The 332-nt window shown below is 33.4% G+C and carries 1 rRNA gene; it reads left to right on the top strand.

Annotated features, from left to right (window positions below):
• Nucleotides 1–252: 252 nt before the first annotated feature.
• Nucleotides 253–332 (top strand): 16S ribosomal RNA (locus GNY06_RS00155); the annotation flags it as partial.

Genomic DNA, 332 nt, shown 5'->3' with positions numbered 1-332 from the left:
ATTTTTAAAGTTTAGGAATAAGCTTTAAGAGATATTGATAAGAGAGTGTTGCTTGAAAAAAAAAATTTAAAAAAAGTTTTGATAATTCGAAAAAAGTTTTTATCTTTGCACACGCAAAACAGGAACAACGACAGAGAGTTTATGTTGGAAGCTAAAAGAGTATAAGATCATTGAAATCAAGAAAAAACAACCAAGTACGGAAAAAACAAAGCGTCAATTTTAAATTGAGTTGAGTTTAAGGGAAACAAACATACAATGGAGAGTTTGATCCTGGCTCAGGATGAACGCTAGCGGGAGGCCTAACACATGCAAGCCGAGCGGTATAGATTCTT

The sequence above is a fragment of the Elizabethkingia argenteiflava genome, from assembly GCF_009904105.1.
Lineage (GTDB): Bacteria > Bacteroidota > Bacteroidia > Flavobacteriales > Weeksellaceae > Elizabethkingia > Elizabethkingia argenteiflava.
The sequence above is the reverse complement of the archived record's forward strand: the minus strand, read 5'-3'. Positions and strand labels throughout refer to the sequence as shown.